The following is a 16,329-nucleotide window of genomic DNA, read 5'->3' as shown; positions in this document are numbered from 1 at the left end:
ATCGCTTCCTTCCGTGCTCCCCACCTGGGGATACCCCCGCGCGCCCCACTTATGCTGGGCTGTTCCTACGGGCTCGGCTGCGGCACGGTGCAGTCGGCCACCTTCGGATTCACGCCGACGTAGTTGAGCGGGCCGGCCAGCACGGTCAGGGCGATGTTGCCGAAGCCAGCGCAATTGATCGGGCCGCTGTCGAAGTAGTGGCGCTGGCCCGCGGCGATCACGCCGATCACGAACCAGAGCACGACGATCACGCTTCCAAGTCTCATCACTGCCTCGTTCGTCGGCGCGTCTCGAACAAGGGCCATTATCCGGCGGTCCGCCGCGACGCGCCCAACACGACAGGACGGTCTGTTGCCCCGTCGAGACGCGGCCGACCTCGCACCCGGAAATGGATGCGAGGTCGTCGCGGAGCGATTGCGCCGGTTCAGTGCGTCACGGCACGGTGGTTACGGACTCGGTTGCGGCACATTGCAATCGTCGACCTTCGGATTCACGCCCATATAGTTGAGCGGACCCGCGATCACCGTCACCGCGATGGTGCCGAAGCCCGCGCAGTTCACCGGGCCACTGTCGAAGTAGTCCCGCTGGGCCGCGGCGACGACGCCGATCAGCAACCACACCAAGACAATAATGCTTCCGATTCTCATATTTCTCTCGCTCATCGGTCTCGAGCGGACAGTTCGACGGCGCATACGGCATCTCGTCCTTCCCGCAACTTGCTATCCGGCGTATACCCCGGTCCGCCGGAAATATCCGCTCCGCCCGAACTATTGCTCGCCGGCTCGAAACCGCACGCGCGCCCCATATCTCGGCCTGGTCAGCCGGGTCAGGACGCGCACCGGCGTGACGGGGTCCTGGCCATTTGCCGAGTTCGATGCGACAGGATCCGCCGCCGATTAGGCTCTTCTCACGCGGTGTCCCGAACCGCCTGGATCGCCCGTATACCCACCTGTCCGAGGAGGTAGCACGATGCGTAGGTCCATTGCTCGAACCGTTGTAGGTGGTCTCGCCCTGGCCGGCCTGTGCGCGGGATTCGCGACGCCCGCCACCGCCGACGTGGCCGACGTCAGCGTCGCCGTCGGCGCCGAAGGCCTGCTGACCGGGTGCCGCTACACGGTCACGGCCTCGGTCACCGATGCGGAGATCGCGCCGGGCTCGGTGTTCTTCGTGCTCTCCGGTGGCGTCATCCCCGGCAACGGCGAGCGCATCCCCGGCGAGGCCGTGCACCATCCGGAACACAACACGGTGACCATCTCCTGGACGCCCACCCGCGTGGGCAGGCAGAACCTCGTCGCCATCCAGAGCGAACCCGGGCGCTACACCTCGACCAAGTTCACCTCCATCGAGGTCAACGGCACCGGACTCGACACCGGAAGTTCCTGCCTGCGCATCTCCTGACGGTTCCCTGCCTCGGGTGCATATGCGCGTCCGTGTGACACCCCCGGAAGTTGTTGCAGAACTGGGTATTTCAAGGACGAACAGCGTGGACCGCCCACATCGTGAAGCGGCCCATGGCGTGCCGGTCGACCCGCACCTCGGTGAAATGCGCTGCACGGCAAAGGTTCGCGAACGCCTTGGCTTGCGCCTCGGTCCACCCGTGGCTGCCGAGGCCGGTGGCGTCGGCAGCCACCGCGCGCTCCACGGTGAGGAAACGGCCGCCCGGTCGCAGCACCCGCAGCACCTCCGGCAGCGCGCCGGCGACATCGGGCCAGTGATGCACCGTGGCCACCGCCAACGCCACCGTGACCGCCCCGTCGGAGACCGGCAGGCTTTCCGCCGTGCCCGTCTCCCAGCGAATCATCTTCCCGCGAGCGAAGATTCGGGCCAAGCACTCGACATCATCAGCGGGCTGGAATCGCACCGGACCCACGCCTACCTTCGCGACGTGCGCCACCGACTCGCGGCGTACACGGCCCTGCCCGACGTCGACCACTTCCGGCGGCAGGTCCTCGCCATTACTACGCAGACAGACTGAGGACTCGGTACACTGCGACAACCGTTGCAGCGCCGACGATTTCACCTCGATCAATCATCGCGACCGCTTCCTCCAGTGGAATCCACCTGATATCTTCGGCCTCGTTGATGTCCGGCGGTGTATCGGTCAGATCCGCGCCCCGCGCTAGGTAGATCTCTTGCGGCTGGTCCAGTGAGCCGATGGACGGCTGATAGGTGACCAGGTGCTCCATGGTCTTCGGCCGCCATCCCGTCTCCTCCTCGACCTCACGCGCGGCCGCAACGGCGACATCCTCGGCATAGTCGACATAACCGCCGGGCAGTTCCCATACCCAACGGTCGATAATGAACCGATGCCGGTACATCAGCAGAGCTTCACGTTTGTCGTTGAGTACCAACGTCATTGCGCACCGAGGCATCCGCGCAACGTACTGCGTGAACTTCACGCCGTCGGGCAACTCGATGTCGACGGTCGAGAGCTTGATGTGTCGGTTCTCGTCCACGACGTTCTCACCGTGGATCGTCCACTGGGCGCGGCTCACAAGGTCGACGGTAGCGCCATCCCAGCGGCCGAGATCAATATGCGGCCCTTCACGTGGGACAACGGCTCAAGAAATCGGCACCTCTCCCCCTCGCTCGGCTACGGCAGTCAGTGTGCCTAATTCGTGCCCAAACCAGCGGGTTCGGACGCGGCCACGGCATAGAAAAAGCCCCTCGCCTGTTCGGACAGGGAGGGGCTTTGGCGGTGGCGGAGGGATTTGAACCCTCGGAGGGGGTTACCCCTCACACGCTTTCGAGGCGTGCTCCTTAGGCCGCTCGGACACGCCACCGCCGACAACCATACCGGACCCTGGGCTGATCGTTAAATCCGCAGGAAGGGGCGGTCAGCGTTGGGCACGGAAGAAGGTGGTGAGCAGGGTGGTGCAGTCGGGCTCGAGGATGCCGCCGCGGACCTGGGGGCGGTGATTGAGGCGTTGGTCACGGACGACGTCCCACAGGGAGCCGACGGCGCCGGTTTTGGGTTCCCACGCGCCGAACAGGAGGCGGGAGACGCGGGCCAGCACGAGCGCGCCCGCGCACATCGTGCAGGGCTCGAGGGTGACAGCGAGGGTGGCGCCTTCCAGACGCCAGCCGTCGCCGTTGCGCTCGGCCGCGCGCCGCAGCGCCAGCACCTCGGCGTGTGCGGTGGGGTCGCCGAGCGCTTCCCTGGCGTTCGCGGCGCGGGCGAGTTCCCTTCCCTCGGAATCGAATACGACGGCACCGACGGGTACGTCGCGTGGGTCCGCCGCAGCGGCCGCGGCGATCGCGGCGCGCACCATGTCGGTGTCCGAGGGGAAGGGTTGCCCGGCCACGTCAGCGCGGCAGCTTGTCCAGCACCGCCGAGAGTTCGTCGGCGAAGCCGAGGCGCTGGGCGATCATGCCGAGCTGCTCGTCCGGGTAGAGGTCGGTCTCGGCGAGGATGACGCTCAGCACCGGCTCGGGCAGACCGAGGTCGGCGAGCACGCCGAGGTCGCCCTCCTCCCATGGCTCGATGTCGTCGAGCTCGTCGGGGTCGATGTCGGGGATTTCCACGTTCAGTGCCTCGAGCACGTCGGCGGCGATGTCGTAATCAATGGCGGCCGTCGCGTCCGATACCAGCATCCTGGTACCGCTCGGCGCGGGCCGAACCACGATGAAGAACTCGTCATCGATGTCGAGCAACCCGAACACGGCACCCGAGCTGCGCAAAGCCTTCAACTCGTTTTCGGCCGCGGACAAATCGGTGAGTGCCGCCTGGCTCAGCGGGCTGCACCGCCATTTGCCGTCTTCGCGGACAACCGCCACTGCGAACCCTTCTACGTCGTCGTAATCGTCCGACGTCGCCCTATTCGTGCCCGAGCGCTGTGCTGCCATGGCCGCAACGGTAGTCTGCTCGAGGGGAAATGTTGAAGTCGTGTGCGAATCTGTTGGGGTGACTGCTGCCCTGAAAGCCTCCGTCTGCGTCCTCGGAACCGGTTTGATCGGCGGTTCTCTGCTGCGTGCCGCTGCCGCGGCCGGCTATGACGCGTGGGGTTTCAACCGTTCGCCGCAGGGCGCGGGCGCCGCGCGGGCGGACGGATTCGATGTCACCGAAGACCTGCCCGCGGCACTCACCAGGGCCGCCGACGCCGACGCGCTGCTGGTCCTCGCGGTGCCGATGCCCGCGGTCGACCCCATGCTCGCGGCGATCGCGACGTACGCGCCGCACTGCGCGCTGACCGACGTGGTCAGCGTCAAGGGCCCGGTCGTGGCCGCGGTGCGCAAGCAGGGGCTGGCGGCCCACTACGTCGGTGGCCATCCGATGGCGGGCACCGCCGAATCCGGCTGGGCCGCTACCGATCCCGACCTTTTCCGGGACGCCGTCTGGGCGGTCGGCGTGGACGAGGGCACCAGGGCCGAGCCGTGGATCAGGGTGAGCGAGCTGGCCCTGGACTGCGGTGCGGTGGTGGTCCCTGTCGTCGCCGAGGAGCACGACCGGGCGGTGGCCAGGATCTCGCATCTGCCGCACGTCCTGGCCGAGGCGTTGGCGGTGGCCGGCGCTGCGGGCGGCGAGCTGGCATTGGGCCTGGCGGCGGGGTCGTTCCGGGACGGCACCCGGGTCGCGGGCACCGCGCCCGAACTGGTGCGTGCCATTTGTGAACCGAATTCCGGCGCGCTGCTCGACGTGCTCGAGGAAACGATCGCACTGCTCGGCGCGGCCCGCGACAGTCTGCGCGCCGACAATTCCCTTGCGGAGCTCGTCGAGGCGGGACACGACGCCAGGGACCGCTATGAAACCGCGCAACGCTGGGAAATCACCGATATCCGCCCCGGCGACCACAATTGGCTGGCGAAGTTGCGCGATGCGGGACAACGCGGTGGCGTGATCACGCACCTGAACTAGCACCGAGTCGGGCGCCCGATTTCCGGCGCGCGAATATCAGATGCGTTCGGCCAGGCCCGGATAGTCCAGCAGGAAACCGTCGGCGTCGACGGTGACGGTCGCGCTGGAAACCGGGGAAAGCACGCTGATGCCGTCGGCCGCCGCGCTGTAGGTCAGGCTGGCTTCCTGGACGAGCAGATCCGGCAGCCGTACGTAGACGACCGGCACCTGCACGTCGTGCACCGCGTGCTGCAGGTCGAAACGCCGGATCGGCAGCGTATTGAAGAACGGGCTGAGCACCACGTCGACGTCGAGCGCGCCGGCGAAGGTGGAGCGGACGTGACTGCCGCCCGCGTCCACCAGCCAGTAGTTCTCCTCGTCCCTGGCGATGGAGGCGTGGCGCTCCCCCGCGGCCGTGGTGGTCCGCAGCGAGAGCCGCTTGGTTGCGCCGCTCTCGTCGGTCACCAGGTCGTAGGACGCGCTGAAGGCCGGGTGGTCGTCGCACGCGCCGCCGATCATGCGACCGGCGGCGCGGATGCGGTTGCCGTTGAGGGTCACGCGCACCGATTCCATCCGGGACGCGTTGTGCGCACGCCAGGTGAGAATCGCCGGCCAGCGGGAGGCCGGTGGCGTCTCGTTGCCGGTGGCTTGGCTCTCGGGGGCTGGGATCGTCACGTCTCTACCGTAAGCGACGCCAGGCCGTTGCCCGCACCACACGGGGCTCGCATCACACCAACGATTCCCGCCACGCCGCGTGCAGGCTGGCGAACTTGCCGGTACCCGCGATCAGCTCGCCCGGAGTGCCGTCCTCGGCGATACGTCCGGCTTCCAGCACCAACACCCGGTCGGCGATAGCCACGGTGGACAACCGGTGCGCGATGATGATCGCGGTGCGCTCGCGCAACACCGTCTCCAGCGCCCGCTGCACCAGTCGCTCGCCCGGGATGTCCAGGCTGGACGTGGCTTCGTCCAGCACGATCACCGCGGGGTCGGCCAGGAACACCCTGGCGAAGGCGACCAACTGCCGCTGGCCGGCGGACAGCCGCCCGCCCCGCCTGCGCACGTCGGTGTCGAAGCCCTCCGGCAGCGCCTGCACGAACTCGTACAGGCCGACCGCGCGGGCCGCCGCGAACACCTCCGCGTCCGACGCGTCCGGCCGGCCGAGCCGGATGTTGTCGGCCACCGAACCGGAGAACAGGTAGGACTCCTGGGTGACCATCACGACATTGCGGCGCAGGTCGGTGTCGGCGATCCGGCGCAGGTCGATGCCGTCGAGGGTGACCTTGCCGCTGGTCGGGTCGTAGAACCGGGTCAGCAGCTTGGCCAGGGTCGACTTGCCCGCGCCGGTGGCACCGACCAGGGCGACGACCTGTCCCGCCGGAATGTCGAGGCTGAACTCGGGCAGCACCTCGCGCTCGCCGTAGCCGAACGACACCCGCTCCATCCGGACCGCGCCGGTCGCCTTGGTCAGCGCCACCGGCTCGGCGGGTTCGCGCACCGAGGGCTCCTCCTCGAGCACGCCGGAGATCTTCTCCAGCGCCGCGGCCGCGGACTGATACGAGTTGAACACCTGGGCGAGCTCGTCGAGCGGACCGTAGAACTCGTTGAGGTACAACAGATATGCCGCGAGCACGCCCAGCGCGAGATTGCCCTCGATCACCAGCCACGCGCCGACCACGATGATGATCACCCGGGTCACGTTGCCGATCACCCTGGTCAGACCCGCGTAGTCGCCCATGCCGCGCATGGCCGCAGTGGTCGCCCGCTGGTACTCGGCGTCCTCGTAGGCCAGCACCGACTCGTTGCGCTGCTCGCGCCGGAACGTCTGCACCGCGCGCATGCCGCCCATCGACTCGACGAACTGCACCACCACCTTCGCGATGGCGCCGCGGGTGCGCCGGTATCCGGCCCGCTGCCTGCGCTGCGCCCAGCGGGTGACGAGCACCAGCGGCACGAAACCGATCAGCACGATCGCGGCCAGTGTCAGGTTCAGATAGATCAGCAGCACCGCGATGGTGAGCACCGAAAGGATCGCGCTGAGTGCCTGATTCAGCGCGCTCTCCAGTAGCTCCTGCAGTGTCTCGATGTCACCGGTGAGCCGGGCGACCACCTTGCCTGAGGTGTACTTCTCGTGGAAGGAGACGCTGAGCCGCTGCATGTGCGTGAACGAGCGCACCCGCAGGTCGAACAGCACGCTCTGGCTCAGTCTGCCGGACACCCGCAGGAACAGGAAGGTGGTCGCGACCCCGAGCAGGACGGCGCCGAGGTACCCGCCGACCGTCCAGGTCAGCGGGCCCCAATTGCCTTTGCGCCCTTCGCTGATACCGGTGTCGAGGCCGTGCGCGACGAACAGCGGCGCCGAGACCATCGCGGCGTTGTCCACCACGATGAGCACCAGCGCGAGCGCCGCCAGCTTGCGGTACGGCCGGGCCAGGTCGAGCAGCAGACGCCGGGATCGACCGGCCAGCACCAGGTTTCCGGCCTGGGTGACCTCCTTGTCCTCGCTCGCGATGCCACGCCAGTCGGCGGCCTCGTCCCGCGTTGACTCGGTCACCGACGAATCCGGCGTCGGCACTGCGTCTTTCGACGTCACGGTTTCCGTGCTCACTGCTACTCACCTCCCATCAGTTCGCGATATCGGCTGCTGCTGTGCAGCAATTGGTCGTGCGTGCCCTCGGCGACGATGCGGCCATCGGCGAGCACCGCGACCCGATCGGCCAGCGCCGCCGTCGACGGCCGGTGCGCGACAAGCAGGGTCGTCGCGCCGGCCAGCACGGTGCGCAGCCGCTCCTGCACCCGCTCCTCGGTTTCCACGTCCAGCGCGGACAGCGGGTCGTCGAGCACCATGATCCGAGCGCGGCGGTGTTCACCCACCCCGTCGGCTCCGCCTCCTGCCGTCCCCCGGTGTCCACCCACCCCGTCGGCTCCGCCTCCTGCCGTCCCCCGGTGTTCACCGCTCAGCACCGCGCGGGCCAGGGCGAGCCGCTGGCGCTGACCGCCGGACAGGCTCAGTCCCTGCTCGCCGATCCTGGTGTCCAGCCCCCAGGGCAGCTCGTCCACGAACTCGCTCGCCTGGGCCACGTCGAGCGCGCGGCGCACGTCGGCGTCGGTGGCGGACGGATCGCCCAGTGCGACGTTCTCCCGCACGCTCGCCGAGAACAGCACCGGCTCCTCGAAGGCCACCGAGACCAGCGAGCGCAGCTCGGACAGTCGCATCCGCGCGATGTCGATGCCGTCGATGGTGATGGTGCCGCCGGTCAGGTCGTAGAGCCGCGGAATCAGGTTGAGCAGCGCGGTCTTACCGCTGCCGGTGGCGCCGACCAGCGCGACGGTCTCGCCCGGTCGAATCTTGAGCGAAACACCTCGCAGCACTTCGGCTTCCGCATCAGGAAAGGCGAACTTCACACCCTCCAACCGCAATTCACCGACGATCTGCTCGGGCAGCTCGACCGGGTCGGCCGGATCGCTGATGTCCACCGGGGTATCGATGATCTCCCAGTAGCGGTCACCGGCGGTGCGCGCGTCGTTCCACTCGGCGAGCAGGAAGCCGGTCCAGATGATCGGCCACTGCAGGAAATTCGCGAGCGTGATGCCCGCGACCAGGGTGCCGAGCGTCATCGTGCCCTGCACCACCGACCAACCGCCGTAACCGAGCGCGAACACGATGGCCAGCTGCGGCAAGCCCGTCATCGACGACCACAGCCGCGCGTCCAACCGGACCTTGTACAGCTCGGTCTTCTGCAATTCCAGCGACTGCGCACGGAACCGGCCGCCGAAGAACACACCGCGGCCGAACGCCTTGAGCACCCGCACGCCCTGCGCCGACTCCTCGGCGGTGGTCGCGAGGTCGCCCGCCTGGTCCTGCGAGCGACGCGACGCCTTGGCGTACTCGCGCTCGAATCGAACGCAGATGTAGGTCAACGGAATCGAGATGATCAGGAACAGCAGGCCGATCTGCCAGTTCAGCCAGAGCAGCGCGAGCAGGCCGACCGGGATCAGCACCATGTGCAGGATCAGGAACGGACCGGCGAACGCGACGAACCGGCGCATGGTGGCCATGTCGTCGACCGCGCGGGACAGCAGCTGGCCCGACTCCCAGGCATCATGGCGCCCGATCGAGAGCGTCTGCAGCTTGCGGAAGATCTTGGCGCGCATGGTGATCTCGAACTCGGTCGCAGGCCTGGCGACCAGCCAGCGCCTGCCCCACACACCCGCGGCGTCCAGCAAACCGAGCACGAGCACGAGCAGCGCGGGCCACAGGGCCCCGCCGAAATCCTTCCTGGCGATCGGACCGTCGACGATGCGAGCGATCACCAGGGGAATGGCGATAGCGGTCAGCGACGAGAGGATCGCGAGCACCGTCGCGCCGAGCAGCGCGTGCCGGTGCGGGCGGACATACGGCCAGAAACGCCGCAGCGAGTACAGGCGGCCCGGCGTCGACGCCGCGGGCCGCTCCGGTCTATCGGCCTCCGGATCGGCTGCCGCGACGTCCAGTGCGACTGACATAGCTCCCCCTAGAGGTCCGTGACTGGCGATGGAATGAGATGGGACGCCCGCTGATGATCGCACCGGGGTCCGACAATCCAGCGTGGCAGCAACATCCACATCAGCCAACCGATTTTCCGCGTCGAACGATGCACGCTCCTCATCATTCGTGCTGGATATCACCCCTGCCGGGCACCTTGTCGCCGTCATCGACCCAGTCAACAACCCGAAGTAACCTCGAGGTCAAGAAAACCGGCCGGGCCGCTGTCCGATGTGGACAGCGGCCCGGCCGGGTCGCGGGGTGGGGCGCGGCGCTAGCCGACGCCCGCGCTCTCGGCCTCGCGCTCCTGCGGGGCGTCCGGGAACGCCTGCTGCTGATATCCGCCACGCAACGTGCCGTCCAGATAGGCGGCGCGGCAGGCCCGGCGCGCGATCTTGCCGCTCGACGTGCGCGGGATGGAACCGGCGGGCACGAGCAGCACGTCCCGCACGGTGACGCCGTGGCGCTGCGACACCGCCGCGCGCACCACATCGGCGACCGGCTGGGTGTCGAGTTTGCCCGCACCGGTGTTGCGTTCGGCGACGATGACCAACTGCTCGGAATTGTCGTCGGCGTCGAACCGGAGCCCGGAGTGGCTGTTCTTGTCGAAGACCAGCGCTGGCAGTTCGTTCGCAGGCACCGAGAACGCGGCGACGAAACCGGGCCGCAGCGCGGTGCTGGATTCCTGCGCGGAGAACTCCAGATCCTGCGGGTAGTGGTTGCGTCCGTCGACGATCACCAGGTCCTTGACCCGGCCGGTGATGTACAGCTCGCCGTCGAGGTAGGCGCCGTAGTCGCCGGTGCGCATCCAGTTCGCGTCCTCGGCGGTGCCGGTCGCGTGACTGCCCTCGGGCAGCCGCGCGGTCAGCTTGGCGCGGAAGGTGGCCGCGGTCTCCTCCGGGCGACCCCAGTAGCCGATACCCATGTTCTCGCCGTGCAGCCAGATCTCGCCGACCTCGCCGTCGGCGCGCTCCACGCCGGTGCTCGGATCGACGATCGTGGCCCACTGCGACAGCGCGACATATCCGCAGGACACCTGCGCGATCGAGTTCTCCGTACCCTCCTCGACCTGCACCATCCGACCCGAATTCAGTTGCGCGCGATCGACGTACACGACCCGCGCCTCGTCCTCGGCCTTGGTCGCCGAGACGAACAGCGTCGCCTCCGCCATGCCGTAGCAGGGCTTGATCGTCGTCTTCGGCAGCCCGTACGGGGCGAACGCCTCGTTGAACTTCTTCATCGACGACACCGACACCGGCTCGCTGCCGTTGATCAGGCCGATCACATTCGACAGGTCCAGTTCCTCGCCCGGCTTGGGCTTACCGCGCGCCGCCGCGTGCTCGAACGCGAAATTCGGTGCGGCGGCGAAGGTTCCGGCCCCATCCGAGGCTGCGGCCAGCTCCTTGATCCAGCGATACGGCCGCCGGACGAAGGCGCTCGGCGACATGATCGTGATGAATCCGCCGCCCACCGTAGGCAGGATCACGCACAGCAGACCCATGTCGTGGAACAGCGGCAGCCAGGTGACGCCGCGGGAATTCGCGGTGACGCCGATGGCGTCGATCATCTGCAGCAGGTTGGTGCCCACCGCGCGGTGCGTGATCTCCACGCCCGCAGGCGTTCTGGTGGAACCGGAGGTGTATTGCAGATACGCCACGCTGTCGATGTTGATATCCGGCCGCACCCAGGTCGCGCCGACGCTGTCCGGAATCGCCTCCACCGCAATAATTCGCGGTCGCTGCGGCGCGGGCAGGTGCCGGAAGAAGTTCCGCACACCGCCGGCCGCCGAACCCACCGTGAGAATCGCCGCAGGCGTGCAGTCGCTGAGCACCGCGGTGAGCCGGTCGGTGTGCCCCTGCTCCTCCGGATCGAACAGCGGCACAGCGATATTGCCCGCGTAGACGGCGGCGAAGATGGACACGACATAGTCGAGTCCCTGCGGCGCCAGAATCGCCACCCGATCGCCCGGCTCGGTCACCTGCTGCAGGCGCGCCGCGACGGCACGCAATCGAACACCGAACTGACGCCAGGTCAGCTCGTGGTAATCACCGTCGCGTTCCCGCGAATAGTCGATATAGCGGTAAGCGAGGTCGTCGCCGTTCTCCGCACTGTGTTTGTCGACGAAGTCGATGAGGGTCTTGTCACCGCGGATCTTGATATGGCCCTGGTCATCCAAATAGTCGTCGAAAGTCTCGTCGATCATCGCCTTATCCTTTTGCCAAAGCACGCACTCAGGCCGTGCAGTTACACCGAACACAGGTCGATAACGAAGCGTCGGGAAGGCTAGCAGGTGCGCCGCCTTCCGTTGCTCAGTACCGCCCGAAGGCGATCGCCACGTTGTGCCCTCCGAAACCGAAGGAGTTGTTCACGGCGTAATCGATCCGGCCGGTCCTGGCTTGGCCTTTGACGACGTCGAGGTCGATTTCCGGGTCCTGATTGTCCAAATTCAGTGTCGGCGGCACGATCCCGTCCCGAATCGACAACACGGTGAGCACCGATTCGAGGGCGCCGACCGCGCCGATCGAATGGCCGAGCGCGGACTTGGGCGCGTACACCGAGGTGTGGTCGCCGACCGCGGCGGCGATCGCCTTCGCCTCGGCGGTGTCGCCGATCGGGGTCGCCGTGGCGTGCGCGTTCACGTGCGTGATGTCACGCTTGGACAGCCCCGCCTTCTCGATCGCCTTGGTCATCGCCCGTGCGGCGCCCTTGCCCTCCAGCTCGGGGGCGACCAGATGGAACGCGTCGGAGGTGATGCCGGCGCCCATCAGCCGCGCGTGAATGGTCGCGCCGCGGGCCTTGGCGTGTTCCTCGGTCTCGATCACCATCATCGCGCCTGCCTCGCCGAACACGAACCCGTCGCGGTCCTTGTCGAACGGCCGCGAGGCGTGCTTCGGGGCGTCGTTGCGGGTGCTCATCGCACGCATCATGGTGAACGCCGCGATCGGCACCGCCTGGATCGACCCCTCGACGCCGCCGGTGACCACCATGTCGGCGTCGCCCATGACGATCATCTGCCACGCGTTCGCGATCGCCTCCGAACCCGACGAACAGGCCGACACCGGGGTGACGACACCCGCGCGCGCACCGAGCTCGACGCCGACGCAGGCGGCCGAGCCGTTCGGCATGATCCGCTGGATGGTCAGCGGCGAAACCTTGCGGTAGCCACCGTGTTCCAGCCGGTCCCTGGCGCCGACCAGATACTCGCTGCCGCCGATGCCGGTGCCGATGGACACGCCGAGCCGGTCCTTGTCCACCTCGGGGCTGCCCGCGTTGCGCCACACCTCGCGACACAGCACGGTGGCCATCTGCTCCACGTAGGACAGGTTGCGCACCTCGGTGCGGGTCAGGCAGTCCGAGGGCGAGACCTTCAGATGCCCGCCGATGCGCACCGGCAGCTCGAACTGGTCGATGAAGGTGTCCTCTAGGACATCGATGCCGCTCTCACCGTTGAGCAGGCCTTTCCACGTCGAATCGACATCACCGGCGATCGACGTGGTAGCCGCCAGGCTGGTGACGACCACGTTGGGAAAGCCCCTGTTTTTCGAAGGTACCTGCATGTTCGCTCACTTTCCCTAGCGTGACGACTAAGAAATCTGTCGAGCCGAAAACGTGGTGAAGCATTGGCATTTCGTCCGCGGACGCGCCGGAAGCACCCGGGGCGGCATCCGCGCGGAGCACGCGTGAACGCAGGCAGATCGCCCGCCGAGCCTGTCATCAGGGCCGCATGTGATCGGCCGATGAGCATTATCGAGGAGCAGCAGACCGATCATCTTGCTGACACGCGGACGGTACCAGGCGCGCCACCGACGGCGCCGTCCGCTGCCCGTCATCGCGTTGTTCGCGGACGGCATCGGGCAACTCGAGTAACCTGCTACCCCGGGCACGGGGCGCGAGGTCGGCGCGACCCGACCACAGAGGCGAGGAAGGGACGGTCGGTGACGGGCGCGCGGATGGTCGGGCTGTTCGCCGGGATCGGCGGGCTCGAGCTCGGTCTCGGGCACAACGGCTGGCAGACCGAGCTGCTGTGCGAGATCGACGCAGGCGCGCAGGGGGTGCTTGCCGCGCGGTTCCCTGATGTGCCGTTGCATTCGGACATCACCACATTGCGCGCGATCCCGGCGGGGACCGAGCTCGTCGCGGCGGGATTCCCCTGCCAGGACCTGTCCCAGGCGGGCCGCACCGCCGGCATCACCGGTAAGCGATCCGGCCTGGTGGACGAGGTGTTCCGGCTGGTGCGCCGCCGCCGCGGCCCGCGCTGGCTGCTGATCGAGAACGTGCCGTTCATGCTGCAGCTCGGCCGGGGCGCGGCGATGCGGCACATCACCGCGGCGTTGGAGGAGCTCGGCTACACCTGGGCCTACCGGGTGGTGGACGCCCGCGCCTTCGGATTGCCACAGCGTCGCCAGCGGGTGCTGATGCTCGCCTCGCGGACCGAGGACCCGCGCGCAGTGCTGTTCGGCGACGACGCGGGGCCGCGCGTCGTCGGCGACGCCGAGCACGACCCGTGCGGCTTCTACTGGACCGAGGGCGTGCGCGGCCTGGGCTGGGCGGTGAACGCGGTGCCGACGTTGAAGGGCGGCTCAGCGCTGGGGATCGCCAGCCCGCCCGCGGTGCGGCTGCCGTCCGGCGAGATCGTCACGCCCGGGCTGGTGGATGTGGAACGGCTGCAAGGCTTCGAACCGGAATGGACCGCACCCGCCGAGGACGTGCCCGGGGTGCGCAAAGGCCATCGGTGGAAGCTGGTCGGCAACGCGGTGAGCGTCCGGATGGCGGGCTGGGTCGGGTCGCGGCTCAGTGCGCCGCTGGACCCGATCCCCGGCGATCAGCCACTGCCGCCCGGCACCCCGTGGCCGACCGCGGCGTGGGGACACAACGGCGTGGCCTATCGCGTGCCGGTGTCGACCTGGCCGGTCCACGAACCGTACGAGGACCTGCGGTACTTCCTCACCGATTCACGCCTGCTCTCCGCCCGCGCCACCGCCGGCTTCCTGCGCCGCACCAGCATGGGCAGCCTGCGCTTTCCCCCCGGCTTCCTCGACGACGTGGAAAGCCACCTCGACCGCATGGGCGGCTGGGCGGCATGAGCCGCGACCGGGCGACACGGCACACCGAGCGGGGTGCGTCGCCGGATACGCGCGCGGACGACGAGCCGGTGGCTGCGGCGGATCGGCGACAGTCCCGGGCCGACCGGCCTACCGAAGCGGACAAGCCAACGCGAGCTAGGGCACCCGCGGATGAGTCGCCAGGGCGCCCGCGCGCGGGGAACCGGCTGACGAAGGACGAAGCCAAATCGTCGGAGCACCCGCATGCAGGCAACGAACCGACTAACGACGAGACGAAATCGTCGAAGCACCCCCATGCAGGCAACAAGCCGACTAACGACGAGACGAAATCGTCGAAGCACCCGCACGCAGGCAACAAGCCGACTAACGACGAGACGAAATCGTCGAAGCACCCGCACGCAGGCAACAAGCCGACTAACGACGAGGCCCAGTCGTCGGCGCACCCGCATGCGGGCGATGGGCGGGGGCGGCCGACGACGGATGCGGCGACCAGTGCGCGGATGGCGCGGCAGCGACGCAGCGGGACCAAGCCGGAGTTGGCTCTGCGCAAGGAATTACATCGACGCGGGCTGCGGTATTTCGTCGATCGGGCGCCGATTCGCGGACAGCGGCGCCGGGCCGATCTGGTATTCCCGCGGCTGCGCGTCGCGGTCTACGTCGACGGCTGCTTCTGGCACCGGTGCCCGCAACACGCCACCGACCCGCGCAACAACGGCGAATGGTGGGCCGCGAAACTCGCCGGGAACGTGGCCCGCGATCGCGCCACCGACGCGGCGCTCACCGCGGCGGGCTGGCAGGTGATCCGCGTCTGGGAGCACGAGGACGCGGCCCTCGCGGCGGATCGGGTCCAGGGCGTCGTTTCAAGATCAAGGGGAACTGGTGGCGTCGGCTTCTCGGGCGATGCCGCCGCCAATTCCTCCTGATCTTGATCGCTGCGCGCGACTAGCGGTGCCGGACGCGGACGAGGCTGCGTGGCGCGTGCGCGGCCAGGTAGCTGGACGCCACCATCAGTGACATCACCGCGATCGCGGCGGCGGCGGTTGCGTAGCCGATCATGGGAACCTCCTTGGGAACGCTTCCCTGCCCAGCGTGGCCATCGAACCTGACAAGAGCCTGTGTATCGCTTGGCAATGCCGTGTGACAGCCGAGACACGCCGACCTACCGTGGTCAAGGGTCCAACAGTAGGCAGGAGAATGGTTTCGTGACTGGTAGCCGAGAGATCGCCGAGCGACGCGCGCGGGTGGCGTCACTGGTGATCGCGGCGGCCATCGTCATCGCCGGGGTCTGCTATTCGTCCTGGGTGCTCGAGTTCTTCCTGAAGCTCGATATCGACCCCGTCAACTCGTTCCTCAGCGAGCTGGACGCCGAGGGCAAGCCCTACCGGCAGGTGTTCGCGACCGCCGACAAGATCGTCGGCGCGCTGCTGATCCCCGCGGCGATCGGCGGCCTGCTGCTGTTCCCGCGCCGCAGGCTCACCACCGTCGGCTGGGTCGCGCTGTTCTGTTTCGGCGCCGCCACCATTGCCGATGTGCTGTTGCCGTTGCGCGACTGCGCGAAGGGCGACAGCTCGTGCGGCGGGGGCGGCAGCGAGTTGTTCCCGCAGCTGCACCAGCCGCACGCGCTGTCGAGCACCATCGCGGTGACCTCGATCGCGGTCGCGACGTTCGCGTTCAGCCTGGCCGCTTTCCGCTATCACCGCTGGCGGATCCTGCGCGAGTTCGGGCTCGTCGTCCTGGTACTCGGGGCGGCGGCCACCGTGTGGATGCTGGTTGCCGACAACCTGCCCGGCAGCTACGCGCTGGGCATCGCGCAGCGCATCCAGGTCAGCTCGATGTCGCTGTGGTTGGTCACGCTGGCCGCCGCGGTGATCTTGGAGGGCCGGGAGTGGACCGAGTCCGACCCCTAG

General features: G+C 68.1%; 16 protein-coding genes and 1 tRNA gene. 5 read left to right on the top strand and 12 right to left on the bottom strand.

The window, feature by feature from the left end; genetic code table 11:
- Positions 1 to 65 precede the first annotated feature (65 nt).
- Positions 66 to 266, bottom strand: a complete 201-nt coding sequence (locus tag F5X71_RS01430; protein ID WP_167460304.1) for a hypothetical protein — start codon at positions 264 to 266, stop codon at positions 66 to 68.
- Between the two features lie 180 nt (positions 267 to 446).
- Complete coding sequence (locus tag F5X71_RS01425) at positions 447 to 647, bottom strand: hypothetical protein (protein WP_167460303.1); 201 nt, start codon at positions 645 to 647, stop codon at positions 447 to 449.
- 322 nt (positions 648 to 969) lie between these two features.
- On the opposite strand from F5X71_RS01425, the gene F5X71_RS01420 reads away from it, so the two are divergent.
- Positions 970 to 1,398: a hypothetical protein gene (locus F5X71_RS01420; protein WP_167460302.1), complete on the top strand. Its 429-nt coding sequence runs from the start codon at positions 970 to 972 to the stop codon at positions 1,396 to 1,398.
- A gap of 70 nt (positions 1,399 to 1,468) precedes the next feature.
- Here the strand turns inward: F5X71_RS01420 and F5X71_RS36775 are convergent, their stop codons facing one another.
- The 5 genes from F5X71_RS36775 to F5X71_RS01395 form a co-directional block, all read right to left on the bottom strand.
- Positions 1,469 to 2,020, bottom strand: coding sequence for a class I SAM-dependent methyltransferase (locus F5X71_RS36775; protein WP_238816093.1), 552 nt, complete (start codon positions 2,018 to 2,020; stop codon positions 1,469 to 1,471).
- Positions 1,959 to 2,495, bottom strand: coding sequence for an NUDIX hydrolase (locus F5X71_RS01410; RefSeq protein WP_167460301.1), 537 nt, complete (start codon positions 2,493 to 2,495; stop codon positions 1,959 to 1,961). Before F5X71_RS01410 ends, F5X71_RS36775 begins: the two co-directional genes overlap by 62 nt.
- Before the next feature lie 198 nt (positions 2,496 to 2,693).
- Positions 2,694 to 2,783: transfer RNA gene (locus F5X71_RS01405), tRNA-Ser, on the bottom strand.
- A gap of 54 nt (positions 2,784 to 2,837) precedes the next feature.
- The gene (locus F5X71_RS01400; RefSeq protein ID WP_167466116.1) at positions 2,838 to 3,272 is read right to left on the bottom strand and encodes a nucleoside deaminase; all 435 of its coding nucleotides are present in this window, start codon (positions 3,270 to 3,272) and stop codon (positions 2,838 to 2,840) included.
- A 34-nt stretch (positions 3,273 to 3,306) separates the two neighbouring features.
- On the bottom strand, positions 3,307 to 3,846 hold the full coding sequence (locus F5X71_RS01395) for a tRNA adenosine deaminase-associated protein (RefSeq protein ID WP_029894770.1): 540 nt from the start codon (positions 3,844 to 3,846) through the stop codon (positions 3,307 to 3,309).
- A gap of 40 nt (positions 3,847 to 3,886) precedes the next feature.
- On the opposite strand from F5X71_RS01395, the gene F5X71_RS01390 reads away from it, so the two are divergent.
- The gene (locus F5X71_RS01390) at positions 3,887 to 4,855 is read left to right on the top strand and encodes a prephenate dehydrogenase (protein ID WP_428981438.1); all 969 of its coding nucleotides are present in this window, start codon (positions 3,887 to 3,889) and stop codon (positions 4,853 to 4,855) included.
- A gap of 36 nt (positions 4,856 to 4,891) precedes the next feature.
- Here F5X71_RS01390 and F5X71_RS01385 read toward each other — a convergent pair whose 3' ends face one another.
- From F5X71_RS01385 to F5X71_RS01365, 5 genes are all read right to left on the bottom strand, one after another.
- Positions 4,892 to 5,509 (bottom strand): putative glycolipid-binding domain-containing protein, encoded by a 618-nt coding sequence (locus F5X71_RS01385; RefSeq protein WP_167460299.1) that lies wholly within the window; start codon positions 5,507 to 5,509, stop codon positions 4,892 to 4,894.
- A 52-nt stretch (positions 5,510 to 5,561) separates the two neighbouring features.
- Positions 5,562 to 7,409, bottom strand: coding sequence for an ABC transporter ATP-binding protein (locus F5X71_RS01380; protein WP_174817211.1), 1,848 nt, complete (start codon positions 7,407 to 7,409; stop codon positions 5,562 to 5,564).
- A gap of 35 nt (positions 7,410 to 7,444) precedes the next feature.
- Positions 7,445 to 9,340, bottom strand: coding sequence for an ABC transporter ATP-binding protein (locus F5X71_RS01375; RefSeq protein WP_167460297.1), 1,896 nt, complete (start codon positions 9,338 to 9,340; stop codon positions 7,445 to 7,447).
- A 293-nt stretch (positions 9,341 to 9,633) separates the two neighbouring features.
- Positions 9,634 to 11,562 (bottom strand): long-chain-fatty-acid--AMP ligase FadD32, encoded by a 1,929-nt coding sequence (gene fadD32, locus F5X71_RS01370; protein WP_428981437.1) that lies wholly within the window; start codon positions 11,560 to 11,562, stop codon positions 9,634 to 9,636.
- 106 nt (positions 11,563 to 11,668) lie between these two features.
- The gene (locus F5X71_RS01365) at positions 11,669 to 12,916 is read right to left on the bottom strand and encodes a KasA/KasB family beta-ketoacyl-ACP synthase (protein ID WP_167460296.1); all 1,248 of its coding nucleotides are present in this window, start codon (positions 12,914 to 12,916) and stop codon (positions 11,669 to 11,671) included.
- Between the two features lie 393 nt (positions 12,917 to 13,309).
- On the opposite strand from F5X71_RS01365, the gene F5X71_RS01360 reads away from it, so the two are divergent.
- The 3 genes from F5X71_RS01360 (at position 13,310) to F5X71_RS01350 (ending at position 16,329) form a co-directional block, all read left to right on the top strand.
- Complete coding sequence (locus tag F5X71_RS01360; RefSeq protein WP_174817210.1) at positions 13,310 to 14,443, top strand: DNA cytosine methyltransferase; 1,134 nt, start codon at positions 13,310 to 13,312, stop codon at positions 14,441 to 14,443.
- Between the two features lie 479 nt (positions 14,444 to 14,922).
- Positions 14,923 to 15,345, top strand: coding sequence for a very short patch repair endonuclease (locus tag F5X71_RS01355; protein WP_167460294.1), 423 nt, complete (start codon positions 14,923 to 14,925; stop codon positions 15,343 to 15,345).
- A gap of 279 nt (positions 15,346 to 15,624) precedes the next feature.
- Positions 15,625 to 16,329, top strand: a complete 705-nt coding sequence (locus F5X71_RS01350) for a DUF998 domain-containing protein (RefSeq protein ID WP_167460293.1) — start codon at positions 15,625 to 15,627, stop codon at positions 16,327 to 16,329.

This window comes from Nocardia brasiliensis (assembly GCF_011801125.1).
In the GTDB taxonomy this organism is placed as follows: domain Bacteria; phylum Actinomycetota; class Actinomycetes; order Mycobacteriales; family Mycobacteriaceae; genus Nocardia; species Nocardia brasiliensis_C.
This window is presented reverse-complemented; position numbering and strand designations above follow the sequence as displayed.

Excerpts from the sequence above, each read along its gene's own strand:
- F5X71_RS01430 (WP_167460304.1), bottom strand. The coding sequence starts at position 266 with ATGAGACTTGGAAGCGTGATCGTCGTGCTCTGGTTCGTGATCGGCGTG.
- F5X71_RS01425 (WP_167460303.1), bottom strand. The coding sequence starts at position 647 with ATGAGAATCGGAAGCATTATTGTCTTGGTGTGGTTGCTGATCGGCGTC.
- F5X71_RS01420 (WP_167460302.1), top strand. The coding sequence starts at position 970 with ATGCGTAGGTCCATTGCTCGAACCGTTGTAGGTGGTCTCGCCCTGGCC.
- F5X71_RS01400 (WP_167466116.1), bottom strand. The coding sequence starts at position 3,272 with ATGGTGCGCGCCGCGATCGCCGCGGCCGCTGCGGCGGACCCACGCGAC.
- F5X71_RS01395 (WP_029894770.1), bottom strand. The coding sequence starts at position 3,846 with ATGGCAGCACAGCGCTCGGGCACGAATAGGGCGACGTCGGACGATTAC.
- F5X71_RS01375 (WP_167460297.1), bottom strand. The coding sequence starts at position 9,340 with ATGTCAGTCGCACTGGACGTCGCGGCAGCCGATCCGGAGGCCGATAGA.
- fadD32 (WP_428981437.1), bottom strand. The coding sequence starts at position 11,562 with ATGATCGACGAGACTTTCGACGACTATTTGGATGACCAGGGCCATATC.
- F5X71_RS01365 (WP_167460296.1), bottom strand. The coding sequence starts at position 12,916 with ATGCAGGTACCTTCGAAAAACAGGGGCTTTCCCAACGTGGTCGTCACC.
- F5X71_RS01360 (WP_174817210.1), top strand. The coding sequence starts at position 13,310 with ATGGTCGGGCTGTTCGCCGGGATCGGCGGGCTCGAGCTCGGTCTCGGG.
- F5X71_RS01355 (WP_167460294.1), top strand. The coding sequence starts at position 14,923 with ATGGCGCGGCAGCGACGCAGCGGGACCAAGCCGGAGTTGGCTCTGCGC.